This window comes from Peribacillus sp. N1, from assembly GCF_054600815.1.
On record NZ_BAAHZO010000001.1, the window covers coordinates 1693782 to 1709975 of the forward strand.

At 41.2% G+C, this 16194-nt stretch carries 18 protein-coding genes; 3 read left to right on the forward strand and 15 right to left on the reverse strand.

Features of this window, described 5'->3' with window-relative positions; all coding sequences use genetic code 11:
• Positions 1–567: 567 nt before the first annotated feature.
• The 12 genes from ACYP5M_RS08145 to ACYP5M_RS08200 form a co-directional block, all read right to left on the reverse strand.
• A complete protein-coding gene (locus tag ACYP5M_RS08145; protein WP_101222531.1) occupies positions 568–1161 on the reverse strand; it encodes a SpoIIIAH-like family protein in 594 nt (197 codons plus the stop codon).
• Between the two features lie 14 nt (positions 1162–1175).
• Positions 1176–1847, reverse strand: coding sequence for a stage III sporulation protein AG (gene spoIIIAG / locus ACYP5M_RS08150; protein ID WP_260359032.1), 672 nt, complete (start codon positions 1845–1847; stop codon positions 1176–1178).
• A gap of 7 nt (positions 1848–1854) precedes the next feature.
• Positions 1855–2463 carry a stage III sporulation protein AF gene (gene spoIIIAF / locus ACYP5M_RS08155; protein ID WP_101222533.1) on the reverse strand — a complete coding sequence of 203 codons (609 nt, stop codon included), beginning with the start codon at positions 2461–2463 and terminating at the stop codon, positions 1855–1857.
• A 16-nt stretch (positions 2464–2479) separates the two neighbouring features.
• Positions 2480–3688: a stage III sporulation protein AE gene (gene spoIIIAE, locus ACYP5M_RS08160; protein WP_402938360.1), complete on the reverse strand. Its 1209-nt coding sequence runs from the start codon at positions 3686–3688 to the stop codon at positions 2480–2482.
• 33 nt (positions 3689–3721) lie between these two features.
• Positions 3722–4102 (reverse strand): stage III sporulation protein AD, encoded by a 381-nt coding sequence (gene spoIIIAD / locus ACYP5M_RS08165; protein ID WP_230177096.1) that lies wholly within the window; start codon positions 4100–4102, stop codon positions 3722–3724.
• A gap of 23 nt (positions 4103–4125) precedes the next feature.
• The gene (spoIIIAC, locus tag ACYP5M_RS08170) at positions 4126–4329 is read right to left on the reverse strand and encodes a stage III sporulation protein AC (RefSeq protein ID WP_034308319.1); all 204 of its coding nucleotides are present in this window, start codon (positions 4327–4329) and stop codon (positions 4126–4128) included.
• Positions 4330–4350: 21 nt separating this feature from the next.
• Positions 4351–4866, reverse strand: coding sequence for a stage III sporulation protein SpoIIIAB (gene spoIIIAB / locus ACYP5M_RS08175; protein ID WP_101222536.1), 516 nt, complete (start codon positions 4864–4866; stop codon positions 4351–4353).
• The gene (gene spoIIIAA / locus ACYP5M_RS08180) at positions 4859–5791 is read right to left on the reverse strand and encodes a stage III sporulation protein AA (protein ID WP_101222537.1); all 933 of its coding nucleotides are present in this window, start codon (positions 5789–5791) and stop codon (positions 4859–4861) included. Before spoIIIAA ends, spoIIIAB begins: the two co-directional genes overlap by 8 nt.
• Positions 5792–6534: 743 nt before the next feature.
• On the reverse strand, positions 6535–7092 hold the full coding sequence (gene efp / locus ACYP5M_RS08185) for an elongation factor P (protein WP_034308328.1): 558 nt from the start codon (positions 7090–7092) through the stop codon (positions 6535–6537).
• A 26-nt stretch (positions 7093–7118) separates the two neighbouring features.
• Positions 7119–8180 (reverse strand): M24 family metallopeptidase, encoded by a 1062-nt coding sequence (locus ACYP5M_RS08190; protein ID WP_434167379.1) that lies wholly within the window; start codon positions 8178–8180, stop codon positions 7119–7121.
• Complete coding sequence (aroQ, locus tag ACYP5M_RS08195; RefSeq protein WP_434169697.1) at positions 8181–8627, reverse strand: type II 3-dehydroquinate dehydratase; 447 nt, start codon at positions 8625–8627, stop codon at positions 8181–8183.
• Positions 8628–8721: 94 nt separating this feature from the next.
• Positions 8722–9234: a YqhR family membrane protein gene (locus ACYP5M_RS08200; protein WP_101222540.1), complete on the reverse strand. Its 513-nt coding sequence runs from the start codon at positions 9232–9234 to the stop codon at positions 8722–8724.
• Between the two features lie 332 nt (positions 9235–9566).
• On the opposite strand from ACYP5M_RS08200, the gene ACYP5M_RS08205 reads away from it, so the two are divergent.
• Both ACYP5M_RS08205 and ACYP5M_RS08210 read left to right on the forward strand, forming a co-directional pair.
• A complete protein-coding gene (locus tag ACYP5M_RS08205; protein ID WP_434167380.1) occupies positions 9567–10520 on the forward strand; it encodes a DUF1385 domain-containing protein in 954 nt (317 codons plus the stop codon).
• A gap of 138 nt (positions 10521–10658) precedes the next feature.
• Positions 10659–11033: an SA1362 family protein gene (locus tag ACYP5M_RS08210; RefSeq protein WP_048677789.1), complete on the forward strand. Its 375-nt coding sequence runs from the start codon at positions 10659–10661 to the stop codon at positions 11031–11033.
• 22 nt (positions 11034–11055) lie between these two features.
• On the opposite strand, the gene ACYP5M_RS08215 is transcribed toward ACYP5M_RS08210, so the two are convergent.
• Together ACYP5M_RS08215 and splB are read right to left on the reverse strand one after the other, a co-directional pair.
• On the reverse strand, positions 11056–11937 hold the full coding sequence (locus tag ACYP5M_RS08215; RefSeq protein ID WP_434167381.1) for a patatin-like phospholipase family protein: 882 nt from the start codon (positions 11935–11937) through the stop codon (positions 11056–11058).
• Between the two features lie 84 nt (positions 11938–12021).
• The gene (splB, locus tag ACYP5M_RS08220) at positions 12022–13047 is read right to left on the reverse strand and encodes a spore photoproduct lyase (RefSeq protein ID WP_350299455.1); all 1026 of its coding nucleotides are present in this window, start codon (positions 13045–13047) and stop codon (positions 12022–12024) included.
• A 126-nt stretch (positions 13048–13173) separates the two neighbouring features.
• On the opposite strand from splB, the gene ACYP5M_RS08225 reads away from it, so the two are divergent.
• Positions 13174–13362, forward strand: coding sequence for a hypothetical protein (locus tag ACYP5M_RS08225; protein WP_101222544.1), 189 nt, complete (start codon positions 13174–13176; stop codon positions 13360–13362).
• Between the two features lie 150 nt (positions 13363–13512).
• On the opposite strand, the gene ACYP5M_RS08230 is transcribed toward ACYP5M_RS08225, so the two are convergent.
• Positions 13513–16083, reverse strand: coding sequence for a vitamin B12-dependent ribonucleotide reductase (locus ACYP5M_RS08230; RefSeq protein ID WP_459734868.1), 2571 nt, complete (start codon positions 16081–16083; stop codon positions 13513–13515).
• Positions 16084–16194: the final 111 nt, after the last annotated feature.

Below are 16194 nucleotides of genomic sequence, written 5' to 3' on the forward strand. Positions count from 1 at the left end.
ATTTTATGTAACCTTACCCTTAGCTTATCCTACTTTGTCCAATACTGCACAAAGTAGCCGCCTTCTTTATGCGAATGCGAATAAACTGAATACAAACCTCATCTGTATTATAACAGATATTTCACTTTCTCAAAATATTGTTTCCCTTAGAGAATTGAAAAGTTTATGACCAGCTTCTAACATCATACAATATTAGCTTATACAAATTCAATGATAGATTAGTTGTAACTTGTTATCCATACTTTTATATTACACCTTTATTATAATATTGTGAATATTTTTCAACTGGGGCACCTTAACGCTTTCTCTTGAATTTTGCATTTCATACGTAGAAAATCAGCAATAATATCCACTATAATTACTTTTCTAGAATATTACGGAGGATCATTATCACCGATTCTATTTGAGTTCCTGATATCAATTGACATAAAAAAACTTTTCCTCTAAAGTTTCCCGGTTTAAGCTATTTAAAAAAATCATAATAAAAAGCCTCCCTTTTTTTATTAAGGAGGGCTTTCTAATTTTTAGGATGTTGCACTGTTCTGTATCAGCGTTCTGTATGTGTCATCACTTTTCCGGTTGGAAGTCGACCACTACATTTTGCGCATCGCTCACTTCTTTCCTTACGAGGCGGATAATGTTATTAGCCTCTGTTTTCGTTTGTTTATCGGCCTTGACACTCACCTTTACATCCGTTCCGTCCACCCTGACCAGTGCGGCATTGTAATCCATGGCAACAATTAAGTTTTCGATGATATTTTCTTTTACTTTCGTTTCACTTAATTGTTCGATTTTTGCATAAGCCTCGTCTCGTTCTTCAGCTGATAATTCTGTGTTGCCCATCTTTGCAGTCAATTCTTCATTCAGCTTCGCCCGTTCATCTTCAATCTGCATCCTTAAAGATTCGAACTCATCTCCAGATGCAATGGTTACAGAGGAACCTTCTGTATTTTTGGACGTTTCTTTTTCACTTTTAGTTTCCCCTTTTGTATCCGCTTTGTTCTCTGTTTTGCTTTCAGTTTTATTTTCTTTCTGTTCCATTTGCTCTGTTGACGTCATATCGGCGGCATTTTCTTCCGGAGCTGTTAAATAATAGACTGAAAGCACAACGACCAAACTTAGCATAGTCAATAACCAAACGGTTTGTTTTTTTAATAACATGTAGATTTTCCCCCTTATTTTTTAGGCATGACAGAAACCCTATGACTCGGTACATCAAGTGAGCGTGTGACAGCCTCGATGATCCACTTCTTTATTTGAATGTTTTCGGCCCCTTTTGCGACTACCAGGACTCCTCGTACACTAGGTTTTTTCGTTTCCGAAATGATCGGTCCTTCTTTCTCACCGCTCTTGACCAAAACGAGCTGTTCATCAACCGATGTGTCTTCGACCGTCCTTTTGCCGCCTTCCTGGTCGGTTTCTTCGGTGACTTGTTTTTGGGTGACTTTGTTTCGTTCATATACTTTCTTCTCGGATGCATCGACGTAGATTACGACTTTTACATCCTGGACACCTGCAATGGATTCAAGCGCTTCCTTCATTTCATTCTGTAGATATATTTCATAGTCTTTTGTAGTCTTGAATTCTGATTTCTTCTGACCGAATGTTTCGACATCCTCTTCATCATCCTGCTGTTTATCATTATTGAATACAGTCGTCACTTCAGATGTTTGTCCCGTCTGGTTGGTGGTTAACAAATTCCCGGCCATCATGATTCCCGATCCCAAAAGGACAACTATTAGAGCATAGACATACAGGGAAGGTTTTTTTTCCTTAGGCTCTTTTTGGTCAGGGTCTTTATTTAATAGTTTTTGCAGCCAGGATAATGGACCTTTGTCTTTGTTCAATACTCAGTCACTTCCTTTCCCCGGCGATTTCAATGATCTCTTCATCAACGGACCAACTTGTTGCCAGAAACCTTTTGACAGCATCCAGATTGGCATCATTTGAAGTGGATGGGCTATCTGCATTGATATCAACCTTCGCTACTGCCTCTATCTCCGAGTTTTCTTTCCCTTCTGCCTTTTCCAATGAGATGGTTATGTTCTGCAGATCATCAACACCAGGTTCTTCCTCATTCTTGACCCCTACATCAATTGAACTAATCTTCATGTTATAATCCACCATCAGCTCCTCTTCCACTTCTGTCTGTAATTGGACAGCCATTTGTTCTAAAATATATGCACCCTGTGCTGCTTGTATTTCTTTTTTCTTCATTTCTGTCAAATTTCCTAAATCTTTTTTTTTCTGATCCTCAAATTCACTAGTAGCCGCAGAGAGGATTTCGTCGAAGTCCTTATTGAATAATCCCAATATAGGAGTGATGATGATCGCAATCAGTAAAAGTCCGATTACCATTTTGGCATACTTTTGTAAAGCCGAATTCGGAAGAAGCATATCGATCACAGTAGCCAGCAATACAAATATGATGATGTTGGATACCCAGCCAGCTAAAAAACTCACCAAGCCCTCCTCCTTTCTAACGAACCATCAAGGTAATGTTTCCAGAGGCGATAATTACCGTGATACTTAAAAAAAACATGAGTGAGACAATGGCCAATGCAGCGAAAATATAAATCATGCTTTTACTAATAATGTCTAGGCATTTTATTACAGGTCCTCCGCCAAGCGGCTGCAAAAGGCTCGCTGCCAATTTATAGACAAAAGAAATCATCAGGATTTTTATGGCGGGAAACGTGGTAATGAGCAAGAGTATGATGACGCCAGACAAGCCGACTGTATTCTTCAATAGAACGGAGGCACTTATGACCGTATCCGTTGCATCGGTAAACATGCGCCCTATTACCGGTATAAAGTTACCTGTCACGAATTTGGCCGTCCTGATCGTCACTCCGTCAGCTACAGCAGATGATGCCCCCTGAACGGATATCACACCAAGAAATATGGTCATGAAAGCCCCAAGGATACCGATAGCAAAATTACGGAGAAGCTGTGCCAGCTGTGTCACTTTGTAATGTTCCGTCAGCGTACTGACAATGCTTAAAATCGCTGCAAAGAATAATAACGGAAGGACGACAAACTGGATCAAGATACCGCTTGTATTCATCAAAAACATCAAAACCGGATGAAAGAAAGCTGCCGATACAAGTCCCCCTGAAGCAGCTATCAATGCCAAGAGTAAAGGGATGAGTGCCATTAAAAAGGAAATCATCAAATCTATCGTATCTTTTGTATATTCAATCGCCACATGAAAACTGTTAAGAGCCAAAATGATCAGCACCATATAAACGATTGCATAAGCGACCTTACTCACGGAGCTTTGCTCGAACGCATTCTGCAAAGACTGGAGGAACATGCTGAAAACGGTTAATAAAATGAGTGATCCCAGCAGCTTTCCATTCACGAGCAGTTCATGAAAAATGAATTTTGTCATTCCCTTAATCCATTGCTCAAAGGAAAATTTCTTGTCGCCGCTTACGAAGTCCATAAAGCTCCCTTTCTGGCTTTCCGGTAGAAATCCTCCATATTCCGTAACGATGTCATCCCAATATTGTTTGAGCTCATCGACACCCAGCCTTTCTATTTGGGCTTGTACCAGCTCGGACTGCATGATGGGCTCTTGTTCGATTTCACCATTTTCAGGATTTTCGGCAGCTTGTCCAATAGATGCATGCAAAAAAAAGAGTAAAACGAATAGAATGGATAAGTAAGGCATCCGCTGCTTCATACATTCACCTCATTGACTAGTAGGAGTAATCCGTTAACTTGGGAGCATCTGTATAATCGTTTCGATAATGACCGTTAAAATCGGAATCGCCATGGCAAGTATCAAGATTTTTCCGCTTAATTCTATTTTGGAAGCGAGGGAACCTTGCCCTGCATCTTTTGTAATTTGAGAAGCGAATTCTGCAATATAGGCAATTCCGATTATTTTTAAGATGGTCTCTAGATACACGGTATTTACATTTGCATTAACCGCAATTTTTTCTAACATTAAAATAATTTCGTATATTTTGTCAGCTAAAAAAAGAAAAATGGAACATCCTACAAAAACGACAAGCAGGAATGCTAAATTTGGTTTTTGCTCTTTGACGATCAGTGCCAAGAAGGTGGCAACTAGGGCAATGGCCACGATTTTTATGATTTCAATCGCGAATCCCTCCCTTACTGAAATAGAAATACAGATTTAATTTTTTGAAATAAATCCTCTACTACAGAAGCTACCATGAATAAAATATAGATGAATCCGAAAAGTGTCACCCACTGGGCATATTCCTTCTTCCCAACCTGATCGAGTATCGTGTGAAGAAATGCCACTACTAGCCCTACACCCGCTATTTTAAATATGATGTCCACATCAATGCCCATTTTCATTCCCCCCACATATTCCTACATCAGCAAGATGATCAATAATAGCCCTGATAAAAAACCAAGACTTTTCATCATTTTTTCATATTTCCCCTGTCGGTCGAGTGCATCGCTCTCTTCCCGTTCCAAGTGTGCCATCGTTAGCATGATTTGCTTTTGCTGATGATATTTATCGCTTTTTCCAAGCGTCTCCCCAAACTGTGAAAGAATCTCGAATTCTCCCTGTTTTAAAGCAAGGGATTGCCATATTTTCTTCAAACTATCATCCCATGCTTCCTTGACGGTGGTCTCTCCGGACTCGAGCCGGTTTGCAAATGCATCGAAAAAGATGGATAAAGGTTTGGCCATCTGTTTAGAAAGTTTCCTCGCCGCTTCTTTCAAAGGTGTATGACCAAACATTATTTCGGCTTCAAGCGATTGCATGGCGACTTTCAGCTGTCTCAGTTGACGAGGCCTCATACTTAATTTTTTCGCAGCCTCGAAACCTGCCCATGTCGTTGCAATAATAATGATCGCAGCTCCTATTAACTTAAACATGCGGGTTCACACCTTCCCCTAAGAAAATGGGAACTCCAGCAGCATCAAGGACTTTGTAGCTCCTCTTACCTGATTTACATCTCTGTAATTCTATAAAACGTTCAAAGATGTTTTGCTTTAATATTTCGGCTATAAAAGGTCGCTTCTTAATTTCATCCAGTGTATGGCCATGTGTAGTTATCATGAGTTTAATACCTGCGTTCACCGCTTCCAGCACAGCCTGCGTATCCGCCGCGCGGCCTATTTCATCCACGATCAATACATCCGGGGACATCGAACGGATCATCATCATCATCCCTTCCGCTTTAGGACATCCATCGAGCACATCAACCCTTGTTCCAAATTGGAGCTGCGGCACTCCATGAACACATCCGGCAATTTCCGAGCGCTCGTCCACTATCCCCACCTTTTGAGGGGCAATGCCGTGTTTTTCATTACCACTGGATATCATTCTTGCAATATCACGTAATATGGTCGTTTTTCCCGTTTGCGGAGCACCGATCAACATTGTATGCTGCCATTCCCCGTCATATAAGTAAGAAGTGAGCGGTTCAGCTGCACCTATTTTTTCACGTGCAACCCGAATATTGAAGGAGGAAATATCCCTGATCGCTTTGACAGATCCATTTTCCAAAATCACCTTGCCAGCAAGCCCCACCCGATGTCCGCCTGCTATGGTTATATAACCTCGCTTTAATTCTTCCTCAAGTGTATATAACGAAAATTGACCTATTTGATTCAATAATTGATCCGCATCCGAATGGGTCACTTCATAGGAAAAGAAGTATGGTTCCCCACCTACAATGACCTCAAGCGGCCTTCCAACCCGAATTCTCAGCTCTTCCATCTTATCGATCATCATCGGTGTCATACCCCGGAGTTGCTCACATATTTTTTTCGGTAAAAAAGAAAGAATCGTTTCCATTTTGACAATCCTCCTGTATACACCACTTTCAATAAAATATATGCCGACCAGCCTGCAATGATGACAGGCTATTAAAGAAACAGACCATTTATTGATTTTTTTATACTTCGGGGTCTAAAAAACACACAAAAAAAGCCGAGAAATTAATCTCGGTCTCAGGCTGTAAAAAAATTCGAACAAAGCGAGTTTGCCCACAGGTTTTTATGGCTTGTACAATTTAGAAGTTGATTATAACGTAGGGGCACTTGCTTTCCGCTGGCGGTCAGCCCTTGGCGGCATTGCCGCCTGTGGGTTCTCACCTGGACGCGGTTTTCCCGCAGGAGTCTCGAACACCCGCTCCAATCAACTTTTTTAACTTTTAGATAGATCCCTTTTACCTAAAGTCTTTATTGTTTTAAAATAGAATTATTAAAACTTGAGTGATGTGTTTTCTTTTTTAACATGATTCTATTCAGCGAGATCAGCTTGAAATGATTACTTTAGACCAACTGGTTCCAGCTTGTAAAATGGAGATTTAAAGTACACAACAACAAATAAAAAGGGCTATCGTGAGTACAAATCCTACAGTGTACAGAAAATAAAGACCATCAGATAGTGGTGACACGCCATATTCGGCAAGAATATATGGAATCATCTGCGTCATCAAGTCAAATCCACTAAAAAATCAAAAAGGTTTCGGAATGAGTCCATTCCGAAACCTTTTTGTCTACAAACTGAAACCGAGATCTTCACCTCGGTCTTCTTTATGCACGTGATACGTATGATCCTTCATTTGTATTGATCAATAGTTTGTCACCTTGGTTGATGAAGAATGGAACTTGAACCGAAAGGCCCGTCTCAAGTACGGCTGACTTCGTGCCGCCTGAAGATGTATCGCCTTTAATTCCCGGCTCCGTTTCCGCCACTTCAAGTTCCACTGTGTTTGGAAGCTCGACCCCAAGTGTTTCCGCTTGGAAAGTCATGATATGAACTTCCATATTTTCCTTAAGAAATTTAAGTTCACGTTCAATACTTGATGCAGGCAGCTCGATTTGGTCATATGTTTCGTTATCCATGAATACATGGCTATCCCCACTTGCATAAAGGTACTGCATCTTACGGTTTTCGATATGTGCTTTAGCGACTTTTTCACCAGCACGGAATGTTTTCTCTTGGATTGAACCCGTACGAAGGTTACGAAGTTTAGAACGTACAAAAGCTGCACCTTTACCAGGTTTAACGTGTTGGAACTCGATAACCTGCCAAATTCCATTATCTACTTCAATCGTAACACCCGTGCGAAAATCGTTTACAGAAATCATAAATTTGTCCTCCTACATGTACATGTTTACAGAATGATTAACTCTTTGGTTGAATGGGTAAGTGCTTCGTTACCATCAAGTGTAACGATTGTATCATCTTCAATCCGCACTCCGCCTACCCCCGGTAAGTAAATGCCCGGTTCAACGGTTACGGCCATACCTGGTTCTAAAATGATATCCGACCTAAAGGATAATGCTGGACCTTCATGAACTTCAAGTCCGATTCCATGTCCGGTCGAATGTCCAAAATACTGCCCATATCCCTTTTCTTCAATTAGATTTCGAGTTAGTGCATCCGCTTCCTTGCCAGTCATACCAGGTTTAATCCCAGCCATTCCTCGCAGTTGAGCTTCTAAAACAATGTCATAAATATTAATAAGTTCTTCACTTGGCTTGCCAACCGCTAATGTCCGAGTGATGTCAGACACATACCCATTATAGTATGCCCCGTAATCCAATGTGACGAAATCGCCTTTTTCAATGATTTTATCCGTAGCCACTCCATGCGGAAGCGCGGACCTTAAGCCGGATGCTACAATAATATCGAAGGAAGAAGATGTTGCGCCTTGTTTCCTCATAAAGAACTCAAGTTCATTGGATACATCCAGTTCCGAGATCCCTGGACGCAGGAAATCCAGAATATGTGTAAACGCAGCATCAGCAATAGCAGCCGCTTCCTTTAATATCTTAATCTCTGATGAAGTCTTTATCAAGCGTAAATTCTCAATTACCCCCGACACCGGCAAAAGTTGACCATCAATGGCCGCTTCGTATGCCTTATATGTAGCATAAGTCAGGTGTTCTTGCTCAAAGCCCAGCTTGCCGATATTCATCGCTTTAGCCTGCTTGCCGACTTCTTCGATGATGGTTCCTTTGTGTTGAACGATCTCATAGTCCGGCGCTTGCTTGCCCGCTTGTTCCACGTATCTGAAATCAGTGATGAATTTAGCTTCTTTTTGGGAAATAAGTACAACACCTGCACTTCCCGTAAAGTTGGTCATGAATCGACGGTTATATGTACTGGTAATCAAAAAACCATCAATGCCCGTCTTTTCCATTGAGGCTCTTAAGCGCATTAGTTTATTCATTTAATTTCTCCCCTTTGCAATCTTTGTGATCGCCTGCAACGCCAATTCATATCCGTGTATCCCCAAGCCGACAATCTGTCCCGCCGTTACCGGTGCGGTCACTGATTCATGCCGAAAGCTTTCACGGGCATGTATGTTCGAAATATGCACTTCCACCACTGGAACATCAATTCCGGCTATTGCATCACGAATCGCATAGCTATAATGAGTAAAAGCTCCAGGATTAATGATAATCCCGTCGATCCCATGATCCTCCGACCAATGGAGCTTGTCGATAATCGCTCCTTCATGGTTAGTTTGAAAAGAAGTCAATTCCACATCTAGCCCTTGAGCTTGCTTCATTAATTGCGCTTCCACATCCGCAAGCGTCGAGGATCCATAATGCGCAGGTTCACGCTTCCCCAAGCGATTTAAATTCGGACCATTGATTAGTAAGATTTTTGTCATCATCAAACACCTGCTCATGTTAAAAGAATGCTTTCCATGAACATTCTATCATAATTGCAAATTGTCTTACTACTTTTTTACAACCAAGAAGCAATCAGCTTTCCGATTGCTTCTCGGCTTTGTTTTTTTGACGGATATATTCCTGTTGATCGTATGATATAGAAAACCCTACAAAAAGACCGTATATAATAAAAATGCATACACTTGTTATAACCGTATTTGCTGACATTTTAGAAAAGGTTGGCAAATCGACGAACATCGGTTTCAGGATAAATACCAGCAAAGCCCAGCAAACCACCCCCAAAATAATACCCGGAAAAATACTCTTCATCCTTTTAAAAAGACTATAGTATATAAAAGCTATCCCCACGGATAGAATTCCGAACAAAATTATGGTCATTACCGTACCAAGCCAATGATCGATCCAGGTCATATTGGACCACGAGGTAAGTATGAATTTTGGGCTAAAATCCATAAAGTTAATATAATGGGCTATGATTCCGATAAAACTGGCTAAAGCCCCCCCAACAAAACCGACAGCAAGTACATTGTAGATTAACATGCTTTGATATTCCTGTTGAATTTGTCCTTTTTCATTAGAAGACATATCAATCACCTCCGCTACGTAGTATGCCCTTTGTTAAATAGAACTATTTTTTTTTATTTTTAGGAAGGAGAATCACTAGAGGTTTTGTTATTTATTCTGTATGATTAAATCATAAATAATCTGCTTTTTTCAGAGGAAAATACACATCCTCTGTTGAAATTTATAATGTACACGGGATACTACCTTCCTGTGATTCAACATTCATAAAGTAATTGCAGGGTTAAAGCTTCCATTCAATTTTGGAGGAGCGCCTTTACCCTTGTGATGCTTGATAATAAACATGTTAGCACCCTTGAGAGAGCTACGTGAATAACTATTAGGTTGGTGTAGAAATGTCTGAGGTTCAAAAACCCGTTTACGGAGGGCAGGCTGTTGTGGAAGGCGTCATGTTCGGTGGCAAACATCACACAGTCACTGCGGTACGCCGCAAAGATTCGACGATTGTATATTATCATCTGCCGCGTGAATCGAAACCTGTTGTAAACCGCTTAAAAAAAATACCGTTTCTGCGAGGTATCGTATCACTGATTCAGTCAAGTGCCACCGGTTCGAAACATCTTAACTTTTCAACTGAACAGTATGAAGAAGAAGACGGGGAAAAGCAGGAAGAAAAGAAAAAAGAAACGAAAGACCCATCTAAATTAAGTCTTTGGCTAGGTGTTGCCGTGATCGGTGTGATCTCCTTCCTATTTGGGAAATTGCTTTTCACCTTGATTCCTGTCTTCCTCGCAAAATTGACAGAACCCATTTTCAGTGGCCATACGGCTCAGGTATTAGTGGAAAGCTTGTTCAAGCTGATCTTACTGCTCGTATATATTTATGTAGTTTCCTTGACGCCATTAATCAAGCGGGTCTTTCAGTATCACGGAGCAGAGCATAAGGTGATCAATTGCTTTGAAAGCGGAAAAGAATTGACGGTTGCAAATGTGCAGGCAAGTTCCCGCCTTCATTATCGCTGTGGCAGCAGTTTTATTTTATTTACTGTCATTGTAGGGATGTTTGTCTATCTTCTTGTACCAATTGATCCGCTATGGGTACGTGTCGTCAATCGCATTTTGCTTATCCCCGTCGTGCTTGGCATAGCCTTCGAAGTCTTGCAATTGACTAACAAAGTAAGGGACACTCCCATCCTGCGTTACCTTGGCTATCCCGGCCTTTGGCTTCAGTTATTGACAACCAAAGCCCCGACAGATGATCAAGTCGAAGTCGCATTAGCCTCATTCCAAGAACTGTTGAGGATGGAAAAAGAGACCAAAAAAGGTTTAGAATCGGATGTAATTGTGTAAAACATCTATACACATTTTGATTATGAAAAATCATATACTAAACTAAGGGAATGACCTTCATTTTTTTCAAATATTTTACATGAAGAATGTTTAAAATAAGCTAAAAATGCTTATGATGCTCTTAAGGAGGTGTCTTTGTTGAAACGTTTCATATCTTTCATGATATACGGAATCATCGCCCTCGGAGTCCTCGGACTATTGAGCCGACTATTTAATGACCCGATTGGCTTTTTTAGAAACATTCTCATAATAGCCATTGTCGCAGGGATTATTTATATGATTTATACCGGATTAACAAAGGGAAAACCAGTTAAGAAAGAGCAGCAAGCATTCCGAAAGGCTGCCCGCCAATCGAAAAAAAGGCTAAAAAACCGAACTTCGAAAAAAGATAATGTGGCTAGCTTCTCTGCAGCAAAATCATCCAAGAAAATAAAATGGAGAAAGAAAACGGATAGTCACTTAACCGTTATCGAAGGGAAAAAGAATAAAAAGAAAAATCGGGCTTCTTTTTAAGAGCCCGATTTTTTATTTATAATCAATAAGTCCATTTTTTTAGGAATTCTTTCGTGCACTGCCTTCCCCGATTCATCAATTCACCCTTTTGTTCATCATTCAGATTGAAATCCATTGCAGAAACTCCCTTCATCGGGATAAATACAATATTATGGACGTGTTTCTTGGAGATATATCGTGCATCATGGGAATCTTTCATCGTTTTGAATAGTGCGGAAAATAATTCAACCGCATTATCCACCTCATGCGGTTTCCATATCTCATCGACACTCAGCCGCAAGCCTATGACCGGCCGTTCCTTCCTTACATGATCTGAATTGAATAACCACATAGGAAAATTGCTTAAAACACCTCCATCAACAAAAAGGAACTTGCTTTTTCCGACATCGAGTTTGACTGGCTCAAAGAAATAAGGAATGCTACAACTCATTCTTACTGCCTTTGCAACTGGAAAAGTGATCGGATCAATGCCATAGTTCGGTAGATCATCAGGCAGAACCACCAATTTCCCATTTGTGATGTCAGAGGTTATGATACGAAGGGATTTCGGTCGAACATCCTTAAAGGTGACTACATTCCTTTCGGCAAGTTTACTCGCAACCCAACCTTCCAATGCATCGCCTTTATAAAGGCCAAGTCTCCAGTATACAAGAAGCCATTTGGCAAGCGGGATAGGCAAAAGACCACGCCTTTTATCCAGCAGGCCGCTTAAATCTATATCAATAAATAGCTTTTCCATTTCTTTTCCGGTGTACCCAGCTGCCACGAAAGCTGCAATTATGGATCCTGCACTTGTACCTGCTGTCCGATGGAATACAAATCCCCGTTCTTCTAATTCCTGCAGGGCTCCCACTAAACCATAGCCTTTAATCCCGCCTCCGGAAAAAACGCCGTCAATAATCATAGCTGCCCTCCCCTAATCCGGTCTTTACATTTCTAAGCAGGATTAGAGGGATTTATGACAGTTTTGAATAGAAAATTACCTTCATCAGGTAAAATACTGAATTTCCGCTTTCGGGAAAAATTCAGCGATATACCCACGAATGGTCGTTTCCAGTTCTGCGGCTTCTTCGGTTTGGTAAACATATTTACCAATGCCATATCGGCCCCATTTATATTTACGCTTCGTTTCGTCCAGTTCCAATTTTGTTTTCGGGTAGTTTTTTTGAATCACTTTTTTTGCTGGACCAGTGAACCGATGCTGGATTAATTCAAAAGTCAAATCCGGTATATCCACTCCTTTTAACGCCTCACTCAATCGTTCGAATAATTCGTGATAGCCCTCCTTCCATGCTTCATGACGATATATTGGAGCTACGATAAAACCCAGGGGATATCCGGCACCTGCCACTTTGCGTGCCGCTTCCATCCGTTCTTCGAAGCTCGAAGTCCCGGGTTCGAAATTCTTTATCACAAAACGCGAATTTATACTGAACCGAAATCTCGTTTTTCCATTATGTTCAGCATCCAACAGATGGTCGACATGATGAAATTTAGTTACGAACCTTAAAACCCCATATTCACTTTTGCCAAAATATTCTATGGCCCTTTTTAAAGAATGTGTCAAATGGTCAATTCCGACAATGTCCGATGTACAGGCTGCCTCAAAACGTGTGATTTCAGGCTTTCTCTCATTTATATATTTTTCGGCTGCCTCGAAAATCTCGTCAAGATTCACATATGTCCGAATATATGGTTTCGATCCGAGTGTCGTCTGTAAATAGCAATAGTGACAGTGCCCCATACACCCTGTAGCAAGAGGGATGGCATATTCAGCAGATGGCTTTGAGGAATCGAATTTCAATGTTTTTCTTATTCCTACCACAAGCGTCGATTTGGCGACGCGATATTTTTGCAAATCGTTTTCCCCAGGAAGGTCCCTAATTTGGTTATGGGATGTGGTCTCCCGGATTTCAATGTTCAAATCTTCGAATTTCTTCTTCAATTCCCGGCCAAGAGGGTATTCCAGTGCCCTGGGCTCTATATACACTAATTGTGGCATAAATGGTTTCATTCCGTTCTCCATTCTGTTCATACTTTTAATCGAACTACACAATCTAATTCATAAGGATAGTTTTTCTTAATTCTGTTATCATCATGATTGTTTTTACTTGGAAATTCAAAATGAAGGAGATGCCATATGGCTAATAAAAAACGAGATTTCTTGACAAATGGAACGGGGAAACAAGCGATCACCGTCCAAACAGATAATAAATATCCAAATCCAAGGAATATACCTGGAGACTCGGTCGATGAATTTTCGGTATTGAAAGATGGAAACCAATATCTAGCCGAGAAGGAAATAGGGCAGCAAAATGAAAATGGTTGATTGAACGCAAAAAGAAGACCGAATTTACGATGATTCGGTCTTCTCTATTGTTTGTAATTGAACAGACGGTAACTAACAAACATTTAAGACACTAAAAAAAGCCGTTAAGATAGGCTTTGCAGCATACTTAACGGCTTCCCTTACATCAGCTTATAGCCCGCATTTTAATTGTGCTCCGCAATTCGTGCAAGTATTGCATCCGCCCATTTCCTGGACTTCGCCTTTACGGCACACCGGACAAGTGTTGCCCACTTCCGACCCAATCGTAACGTTAGTCGAACGCAGTTCATTTATCGTATCGACCAATACGACTTTTTTCTTTACTTCCACACCTTTCAATTCATCCATTTCAAGCTGCTCGTCCATTTGGTTTTCTTCCGCTTTGAGCGTAAGAACCTGACTGTCACGGCTGCCATCCACATATACAGTACCGCCTTTTGCTCCGCCTTTGTATAGACGTTCATATACTTTTTCAACTTGTTCGACAGTATATCCTTTTGGAGCATTTACCGTTTTACTGATCGAGCTGTCAATCCAGCGTTGAATGATGCATTGAACATCAGCATGTGCTTCTGGAGCTAATTCCATAGCGGAAATGAACCATTTTGGAAGCTCTTCTGTATCGGCTTCTGGATGACGGTCCAAGTATTCCTGTACAATGTCAGCCTTAACTTCAATGAATTTACCAAGACGGCCGCTGCGGAAATACGTGAAGGAGAAATATGGTTCAAGACCTGTTGATACCCCGACCATAGTTCCTGTGCTTCCTGTAGGAGCAACTGTCAATAAATGAGAGTTACGGATGCCATGTGCAGCAACACTTTCCCTGATATCTTCAGGCATTTTTTCCATAAATCCGGTTTGTGTGAAACGTGTTCTAAGCTCATCGGTTTCTTTGTCCGTTGACCCGATCAGGAACGGGAAACTGCCTTTTTCTTTAGCAAGTTCCACGGAAGCCCTGTAAGCTGTCGTCGCAATCGTTTCAAACACCTTGTCAACCAGGATATTTCCTTCTTCAGAGCCATATTCCGTCTCACAGTAAATCAAAAGGTCATGCAGACCCATTACACCAAGTCCAACCCGTCGCTCGCCCAGTGCCTGTTTTTTGTTTTCTTCCAAGAAATAAGGAGTTGCGTCAATGACATTGTCCTGCATACGCACACCGACTTCGACAGTCTGCTTAAGTTTCTCGAAATTAACGGTTTTGCTTTCTTTATCAGCCATCTCAGCCAGATTGACTGCCGCAAGGTTACATACTGAATATGGGGCCAATGGCTGTTCTCCACAAGGGTTCGTCGCTACGACCTGTTGACCGTATGCTTTGGCATTCGTCATTTCATTAGCATTATCGATAAAGAAAATACCTGGTTCAGCAGAATATGTTGCACAAATATTTATTAAATTCCAAAGCTCTTTAGCGCGGATTTTACGGTAAACACGGACTTTGTGACCCATTTTCTCCCATTCGCGAACATCGCCGACATTATGCCATTCTTCATTGTAAATGGCCATTTCTTCGGCATTATAGCTTTCAACATCAGGAAAACGCAATTCGTATTCCGCATCTTGTTCCGCCGCTTCCATGAATTCCTTAGTCAGGCAAATCGAGATGTTGGCTCCAGTCAGAAAATCAGAATTATGGACACTGTATGTTCCCCCTGTACGGAGCTTTTCCTCTGCATCCCTAATGATTTTCTCGCTGAATCCACCTTGGCCAGGAATCTCCTTATAATTGATGATCCCTTGATACATAGCCGTTTCCTGTTCCGTGTGCGGCGTGAATTTCAATTTATCCGTCGCATATTTCTTGATTGCTTCGTCTTTAGTATTTTCCACTAGGTAACGCAGAATCCTTGGGTTTTGCATTTTAGAAATGATGAACTCTGCAATATCAGGATGCCAATCAGCAAGCATGATCATTTGCGCGCCGCGTCTGCTACCGCCCTGTTCAACAAGATGCGTCAGTTTCGCAATATCGTCAAGCCATGAAACTGAACCCGAGGATTTTCCATTCACCCCTTTTGCCAGAGTGTTTCTTGGACGCAGTGTCGACCCGTTCGTTCCCACTCCGCCGCCGCGGCTCATGATTTCCATCACTTGTTTCCTATGTTCTGAAATACCTTCACGTGAATCCGGTACGAATGGCATTACATAACAGTTGAAATAAGTAACATCCGTATTGGAACCTGCACCATATAATACTCGTCCTGCCGGGACGAAATTAAGGTTCTTTAATTCTTCATAGAATTTATTGAACCATTCCGTTCTCTTTTCTTCCGTGGTTTCCACTGATGCCAATCCCGTTGCATTACGTTTCGCAATTTGTTCATAGTATATTTCAAGCGGCTTTTCGATAATATCCAAAGGACGGTTTACAATTCCCGTCTCCATTTCTTCCGGATTATCCAGAACGCCACGGAACTCTTCATCCACCAAAACCTTCGCTTTTTTGGTTTCCCAATCTATTTCAACGATGTAACCGAGACCCCTTGCCGGGAATTTCGGATCTTCCTTAATCGTCAACACGACGAAATCGCCTGCCGAGAGTGTGATTTTTTCAGTATCCTTAAAAGAATAGCGGTCAAGCATGACTAGACGGGACACTCCCTTATGCGCCATTTTCATATCAGCAGTTACAGGGTGAACCTGGGGAAATAAAGAAATATCCTTATTCAACCTTTCTAGATCAACCTTTAAAGCTTCTTTTATTACAACCGACATAATTCCCTCTCCTTTATATGTTTCAAGATCCGTTCTTGCTGCCGCAAAAATCCTTATGTAACCTTACATGTCCGTTTCGCTTAACAAGTACCCTAAATTTATCATAGCGAA

Bases quoted from the DNA above. Each gene is read 5' to 3' on its own strand.
- ACYP5M_RS08200 (WP_101222540.1), bottom strand. From the start codon at position 9,234: ATGTCTTCTAATGAAAAAGGACAAATTCAACAGGAATATCAAAGCATG.
- ACYP5M_RS08205 (WP_434167380.1), top strand. From the start codon at position 9,567: ATGTCTGAGGTTCAAAAACCCGTTTACGGAGGGCAGGCTGTTGTGGAA.
- splB (WP_350299455.1), bottom strand. From the start codon at position 13,047: ATGAAACCATTTATGCCACAATTAGTGTATATAGAGCCCAGGGCACTG.
- spoIIIAA (WP_101222537.1), bottom strand. From the start codon at position 5,791: ATGGAAACGATTCTTTCTTTTTTACCGAAAAAAATATGTGAGCAACTC.
- spoIIIAB (WP_101222536.1), bottom strand. From the start codon at position 4,866: ATGTTTAAGTTAATAGGAGCTGCGATCATTATTATTGCAACGACATGG.
- ACYP5M_RS08225 (WP_101222544.1), top strand. From the start codon at position 13,174: ATGGCTAATAAAAAACGAGATTTCTTGACAAATGGAACGGGGAAACAA.
- ACYP5M_RS08230 (WP_459734868.1), bottom strand. From the start codon at position 16,083: ATGTCGGTTGTAATAAAAGAAGCTTTAAAGGTTGATCTAGAAAGGTTG.
- ACYP5M_RS08215 (WP_434167381.1), bottom strand. From the start codon at position 11,937: ATGATTATTGACGGCGTTTTTTCCGGAGGCGGGATTAAAGGCTATGGT.
- spoIIIAE (WP_402938360.1), bottom strand. From the start codon at position 3,688: ATGAAGCAGCGGATGCCTTACTTATCCATTCTATTCGTTTTACTCTTT.
- ACYP5M_RS08145 (WP_101222531.1), bottom strand. From the start codon at position 1,161: ATGTTATTAAAAAAACAAACCGTTTGGTTATTGACTATGCTAAGTTTG.
- efp (WP_034308328.1), bottom strand. From the start codon at position 7,092: ATGATTTCTGTAAACGATTTTCGCACGGGTGTTACGATTGAAGTAGAT.
- ACYP5M_RS08190 (WP_434167379.1), bottom strand. From the start codon at position 8,180: ATGAATAAACTAATGCGCTTAAGAGCCTCAATGGAAAAGACGGGCATT.
- spoIIIAC (WP_034308319.1), bottom strand. From the start codon at position 4,329: ATGGGCATTGATGTGGACATCATATTTAAAATAGCGGGTGTAGGGCTA.
- aroQ (WP_434169697.1), bottom strand. From the start codon at position 8,627: ATGACAAAAATCTTACTAATCAATGGTCCGAATTTAAATCGCTTGGGG.